The 6,214-nt window shown below is 62.3% G+C and carries 6 protein-coding genes; 4 read left to right on the top strand and 2 right to left on the bottom strand.

Annotation, left to right across the window (positions count from 1 at the left end):
- Nucleotides 1-350 (bottom strand): hypothetical protein (locus tag VEK15_29955; GenBank protein HXV64960.1); only part of this gene is annotated, 350 nt, incomplete at its 3' end.
- 709 nt (nucleotides 351-1,059) lie between these two features.
- Nucleotides 1,060-2,772, bottom strand: coding sequence for an ABC transporter substrate-binding protein (locus VEK15_29950; GenBank protein HXV64959.1), 1,713 nt, complete (start codon nucleotides 2,770-2,772; stop codon nucleotides 1,060-1,062).
- 117 nt (nucleotides 2,773-2,889) lie between these two features.
- On the opposite strand from VEK15_29950, the gene ccsA reads away from it, so the two are divergent.
- The 4 genes from ccsA to VEK15_29930 all read left to right on the top strand — a co-directional run.
- Entirely contained in the window at nucleotides 2,890-3,714 is an 825-nt protein-coding gene (gene ccsA, locus VEK15_29945; GenBank protein ID HXV64958.1) for a cytochrome c biogenesis protein CcsA, read from the top strand.
- A gap of 1 nt (nucleotide 3,715) precedes the next feature.
- Nucleotides 3,716-4,996, top strand: a complete 1,281-nt coding sequence (hemA, locus tag VEK15_29940; protein HXV64957.1) for a glutamyl-tRNA reductase — start codon at nucleotides 3,716-3,718, stop codon at nucleotides 4,994-4,996.
- Nucleotides 4,997-5,005: 9 nt separating this feature from the next.
- A complete protein-coding gene (hemC, locus tag VEK15_29935; protein ID HXV64956.1) occupies nucleotides 5,006-5,932 on the top strand; it encodes a hydroxymethylbilane synthase in 927 nt (308 codons plus the stop codon).
- Nucleotides 5,929-6,214: uroporphyrinogen-III synthase (locus VEK15_29930; GenBank protein HXV64955.1), on the top strand; the 286-nt coding region annotated here is incomplete at its 3' end. The genes hemC and VEK15_29930, both read left to right, overlap by 4 nt.

The raw sequence follows: 6,214 nt of genomic DNA, 5'->3' as shown, positions 1-6,214 counted from the left end.
GAAACGCCGAGCCGCTCATAAGGCTCACGGCGTGCGGCGAACCAGTAGCACACGAAATGAAAAAGGCCATTCGACACGATTCCCGGCGCGACGCCGTAGATCATCGTGATCGATAGAATCAGGCTGTCGGCCGCAGCTACCCAGCTGGCCGTCCTCGGGATGCGCACCACCCATCTCGCACTGAAACAGGCAACGATGAGAATCCCGATGAGAGCGAGCGTCTCTTCCCCGGGCAGTACCAAGACGGAGCGAAACGTCGCCGCGAGAGCCCACAGATAGGCTACGAGCCCGCCCCCGACGACGGCTGCAACGTAAAGCTTGAAGCTGGCAGACCAGCCTCGTCCGTCCATTGCGACTTCGGCACCTTTTGTTTCGAGGCGGAACGCCTATGGGGTCAAGAATGAACTTATGAGATTAAGAATCCTGTGGAAATCGATTCTGACCGAAGTCGCTTGGGAGTCAAACCCCACGGGAAGGTATCACAGATCTCGAGAGAGAATCAACGCGTTTCAGGGGTGGGAGGAGAAGTTACGGAGGCTCTTCTGGAGCCTCCGTATTCTTTTAGATGATATGCGGGGAAAAGAATGCGCTAGAAGGCAACAATGACACCGGGCGCCGTGCGCTCTTCGAGCTCTTCAACGGTAAGCTCAACGATTTCTTGTACTTCTTGTTCCATGATGCACTCCATCAAGAAAGAGATATTTCAAAGTGACTACACAAAAAACAGTTTTTTCCGAAATGTTCAGACCCACAGAATGCCGTTCATTGGAGAACCTCCTTAAAGTTCAGGACGCCCTGACGCCGACGACAGCGCGACCCTGGAGCTCAGGGTCAGAAATTCAGGTTCGTCTTGGTTTGAGGGGAGAGAGTGTTGGTGCTTCTGAGTCTCTTACGAGGCAGCTACCGGATTCATGAAATCGAAATTAACGGTCGAAATAACACCGAATCCTTCGAACGGTCCGCCGCCTTGAGCGACTCCTCGCCGACCTCTATCCCGGTCACCTCCTTCGTTTCACTTGAAAAAGCGTGAGCGCACGCTACTGCCGATTACACCCCCTTTCAGTGACGTGGATCACGCACCGGGTAGCGTGTGGATTTCCCAACACTGGCAATTGCCAGCTCGTCGCTGTTCCACAAGGCGTGCGCAAACGGCGTCGGGCGTAGATTGAGAACCGATGCATCGGCCGCAAGAAGAGCGTGGGGCACGACCAGATCGAGCACCGGAAGGTTCTCCCGAATGATGCGCTGCACGCTGTCGAAATAGTCTCTACGAAGGGCGGGATCGAGCGCGGCGGCTTGTGCCTCCATGAGCTCGTCGATGTTTGCCTCCCAGGGCGTGGCCGCGCGGCTTTGCGAGGGATGCCACAGGTGGAGCGGCGCCCGGCTCATCCAAAGAGCCATCTCCGCGGAAGGGTCAGGATCGGTTTGACTGATGCCAAGGAGCGCCGCCTCGTAGTCGAAGCTGCCGAAAATGCGGGAGGCCAGGCTGCTCGACTCGGTGGGAACGGCCCGCAAGCCGACTCCGATGGCTTCGAGGTCTTCTCTCAGGAACGAGCCGATCTTCGAATGAAGGGCATCGCTCTTGGTCAAGACCGTAAAAGAGACTCTTCGGCCGCCGGCGTCGACGAGGCGTCCCTCCAGGTCCCAGTCGAATCCCGCCTCGGCGAGCAGGGCGCGGGCCGTTTCGGTGTCGAACCCGAGCGCGGGAATCGAATCGTTGCGCCAGAAACTGTTTGCGGGAGAGACGGAACCCACTGCGGGAGAGGCCAGGCCCGCATAGACGACACGTGCGAGAGCCTCGCGATCGATCGAGAGAGACACGGCACGCCGGAACCGGACGTCCAGGAACCAGACCTTCTTGTGCTCGGCTATCGGACTGTCGGGATTGAGATTGAACCAGAGCCGTTCGCTGAGCATGCTCGGTCCCATGTCCACGAGGCGGATCTCGTCCGGGGCTTCGGCGAGAAGACCCTGATACGTGAGTGGGTCGAGCTCCATCAGGTCGAGCCCGCCGCTCTTGAGCCGCAGGAGCCGGGCGTTGGCGTCGGGAATGATCTCGAACGCGATCGATTCCACCGCGGCGGACCGATCTCGATGGGGTTTGAAATAATGGGGGTTTCGTTCGAGCAGGATCCGCTCGCCCGGGATGAAGCGCAGCAAGCGAAACGGCCCCAGACCCACGATGCCCTCCGGAGCGGCGCCGAGCCCGCTATCCGAGGCCAGCGTTCCTCGCTCCAGACTTCGTTCCAAGCGGTGTGCCGGCAGGATGCGAATGCTGTCGAAGATGCGCTCGATGCTCGCCGTTCTACGAGGCAGCCCAAAAGAGACGGTGAAGTCGTCGCGCACCACGCACTCGATCGGCTCGCCATCGATTCGCGCCGTGTCGGCGAGCGGGCTCGCCACTCGTGGGTCGTGCAGGGCGCGGAACGTGAACTCCACGTCACGGGCAGTGAACGGCTCGCCGTCGGAGAAACGCAGACCCTCCCTGAGGTGGAACACGAGCTTCGTGCCTCCCTCATCGAACTCCCAGGACTCGGCGAGCGCCGGCTCGAGTGCCTGGGTCTCGGGATTGAGCCGGACGAGCGGCGCATGGAGCTGGTCGGTCACGATGTGGGTCGCCCAGTCTGTCGCGAGCAAACGATTCCAGGTCGAAGGCTCCCCATCGAGGGCGACCCGGAGGACGGAGCGCTCGAGCCCGGATGGCTCCCGCTCGTGGGAGCAGGCGGAGGCGACGACTACCCAGACGAGAATGCTTGTCCAGCGGTACGGCACCAATGCTTTCCTGAATTGGGACGGCTGCTTGCGGGGATCCTAGCATCGGTGTCAACCCGTTGCGCGAGACCTAGCGCGGTTCTATAGTGAAGCGGGACCTTCACCCGCAACCGTGCCATGCAGAGCGCCATCAACGCCCTTACCATCATTCTTCCGACACTCTATGCTCTGCTCTGGGCCGACTACGCCCTTTTGTTCTTCCGCAACGACCCCTTTGCCGAGAAGACGACGCCGATCCTGCTTCGAATGAGCGTGGGGCTGCACGCGCTGCTCCTGGTACTGCGAACGCTGCAATTTCATCATTTTCCCTTCGCCACGGTTTTCGAGGCGATGTCGGTGGTGGCCTTCTCGGTGGCGGTGCTCTACCTTCTCATCGAGGCCAGGATCGGCGTGCGAACTACGGGATATCTGATCCTGGGAATCGTCTTCGTGTTCCAGCTCGTCTCGTCCGCCTTCGGCGAGCTACCCACGAGCTTCAGTGACCTGCTGTGGGAGCCGGCGTTCATGGTGCACGTCTCGACGGCGCTTCTCGGTTACTCGGGCATGGCGGTCTCCGCGGTTTACGGTGCGCTCTACCTGATGCTCTTCTACGACATCAAGCACCATCGCTTCGGGTTGATTTACAAGCAGCTCCCTTCCCTCGAGGTCATGGGGAGCTTCATGTACCGCGCCGCCTGGCTGGGGCTGGGCTTTCTCACGGTGGCCATGATTGGCGGTCTCGTCCTCCTGGTGAGAGTGTACGGAACGTACTGGAGCTGGGATCCCAAGCTGATGATTACGTTCGTGGTCTGGTTGATCTATGGGCTCGGTCTCTCCGCGAGCCGTCTGAAGGGGTGGTCTGCGAAGAGAGTGGCTTTCACCTCCATCGCCGGTTTCGCGGTGGTACTCTTCTCTTTCGTGGTCGTGAACCTCGTCTTCAGCCGCTTTCACGTCTTCATTTGAGATGGACCTCATCGTCGTCGGCCTCAACCACCGCACCGCACCCGTCGAGGTTCGGGAGCGAATCGCATTCTCCGAAGAGGAGGTTCGCTCGGTGCTCGGCCGCACGCGAACCGAGGACATGCTGACCGAGGCCATCCTGCTGTCGACCTGCAATCGTACCGAGTTCTACGGCCTCTCATCGGACAACGGCGCCGCCGAGCTCTACATCCGCCGGCTCCTGGAGGAGAGTAAAGAGATCGATCTCAGCCGGCACCCGGGTTATGCCTACACCTTGACCCGGCTGGAGTCGGTGCGGCACTTGCTTCGGGTGGCGGCGGGGCTGGACTCGCTCGTCCTGGGAGAGGCGCAGATCCTGGGGCAGGTTCGCCGTGCCTATGACCTATCGAGCGAAATGGGTGCTTGTGGGATCGTCTTCAGCCGTGTCCTCCAAGGCGCGGTCAATGTAGGACGGCGGGTTCGCAACGAAACCCGGATCGGCGCCGGGGCGGTATCGGTGGCGAGCGCGGCGTCGGAGCTCGCGGGAAAGATTTTCGAGGATCTGTCCTCGCGATCCGTTCTCCTCATCGGGGTGGGCGAAATGGGCGCTCTCACCGCTCGACATATGATCGAGCGGGGAGCCCGCAAGCTGGTGATCGCGAACCGCACGTTCCGGCGCGCCGAGGAGCTCGCCAGGGAGCTCGAGGGAACACCCCTGCCGCTCGACCGCCTCGAGAGCGCGCTCGCCTCGGCGGACATCGTGATCAGCTCCACCGGCGCGACCACGCCGATCGTGACCCGGGCGATGATGAAACCGATCCTGTATCAGCGGGGAGGAAAACCGATCTACATCATCGACATCGCGGTGCCGCGCGATTTCGAGAGCTCGGTCGGCGACCTGGATGGGATCTTCCTCCACGATATCGACGATTTGAACCTGCTGGTGGACAGCAACTTGCAGAAGCGCAGATCGGAGATTCCCAGGGCGGAAACGATCGTGGAACAGGAGCTCGAGAGCTTCCGAAGCTGGCGGAGCTCTCTCACCGCGACCCCCATCATCAAACGTTTGCGCGAGCGCGTCGAGGAGTTGAGGGCCCAGGAGCTCGCTCGCCATGCCAAGCGCTTCTGCAGCGACGACCGTCTGCAGGCGGAGCTCCTGACCGAAAGCCTGGTCAACAAGATTCTTCACCCCCTGATGGGTCAGGTCCGGGCGTGGAGCGAGGAGGGCGCACTCGGCGCGCTTCGCATCGACACGCTTTACGAGGCCTTCGAGCTCGATCGAACCGACGAGCGAAAAAAAAGCTGACCCGGGATCATGAGGCCCATCCGCATCGGAAGCCGGGGAAGTCGCCTCGCGATCCTGCAAACCCGGGCCATCGAGGAAGCTCTTCGCGAGCGCGACCCCTCGGCGCGAATCGAGGTGGAGGTGATCGAGACGCGGGGCGACCGGATCACGGATCGTGCCATCGCCGAGCTCGGAGGATCGGGGCTCTTCATCAAGGAGATCGAGCGGGCGCTGCTCGACGACCGGATCGACCTCGCCATCCATAGCATGAAGGACGTGCCATCGGCCGTGCCCGAGGGGCTCGTCCTCGCCGCCACGACGAAGCGCATCGACCCTTGTGACGCGCTGGTCAGCCGGCGAGCGCTCGATCTCGATTCGATTCCCCAAGGCGCCACCATCGGTACGGGAAGTCCGAGGCGAAGCTCTCAGCTTCTCGCGCACCGGCCCGACCTCCGTATCGTCGACCTCCGGGGGAACGTGCCGACTCGCCTCGAGAAGTTCGACCGCTCGTCCTGGGAAGGGGTCGTGCTCGCCGCTGCCGGGCTCGTGCGGCTGGGACTGATGGCCCGCATCCGCTCGCGACTCCCGGTCGACCTGATGGTTCCAGCGGTCGGCCAGGGCGCCCTCGCCATCCAGGCGAGAACGGATGACCGCGCCATTCTCGAACGTGTCGAATTTCTGAACGACGACGAGACCGAGCGTGCCGTCGCGGCGGAGCGGGCGTTCCTCGGACGAGTGCAAGGAGGTTGCCAGCTTCCCATGGGCGCCCATGCGGTGCTCGATGGGGATGTGATCTTCCTGCGCGCTTATGTCGGCACGGTCGATGGCGCACGCTGCCTCCGCCGGCAGGCTCGGGGACCGGCCCAGCGGCCGGGAGACGTCGGCGCTTCCCTCGCCGAGACCATGCTCGACGCCGGCGCCGCGGAGATCGTCTCGGAATTGGGCAAGCAACGATGACCCTTCCCCCGCTTTCGGGACGGTGCATCGTCGTGACCCGGCCGCGTCATCAGTCACGGCCTTTCGCCGAGGCGCTTCGATCGCTCGGCGCGAAGGTCATCGAAGCCCCGGCGATTCGAATCGCGCCGCCCGCCGACTACCTCGCGTTCGACGAGGCGCTCGGTCGCCTCGCATCCTACGACTGGGTCGTTTTCACGAGCGCGAACGCCATCGAGACATTCTTCACTCGATTGTCTCCGCGTACTCCCCCTCGAAACGTATCGTTCGCGGCGATCGGACCCG

Source organism: Vicinamibacteria bacterium (assembly GCA_035620555.1).
GTDB lineage: Bacteria > Acidobacteriota > Vicinamibacteria > Marinacidobacterales > SMYC01 > DASPGQ01.
Note: the sequence above shows the minus strand (reverse complement) of the source record. Positions and strands in the feature narration are given on the sequence as shown.

Excerpts from the sequence above, each read along its gene's own strand:
- hemA (HXV64957.1), top strand. The coding sequence starts at position 3,716 with ATGGACCTCATCGTCGTCGGCCTCAACCACCGCACCGCACCCGTCGAG.
- hemC (HXV64956.1), top strand. The coding sequence starts at position 5,006 with ATGAGGCCCATCCGCATCGGAAGCCGGGGAAGTCGCCTCGCGATCCTG.
- ccsA (HXV64958.1), top strand. The coding sequence starts at position 2,890 with ATGCAGAGCGCCATCAACGCCCTTACCATCATTCTTCCGACACTCTAT.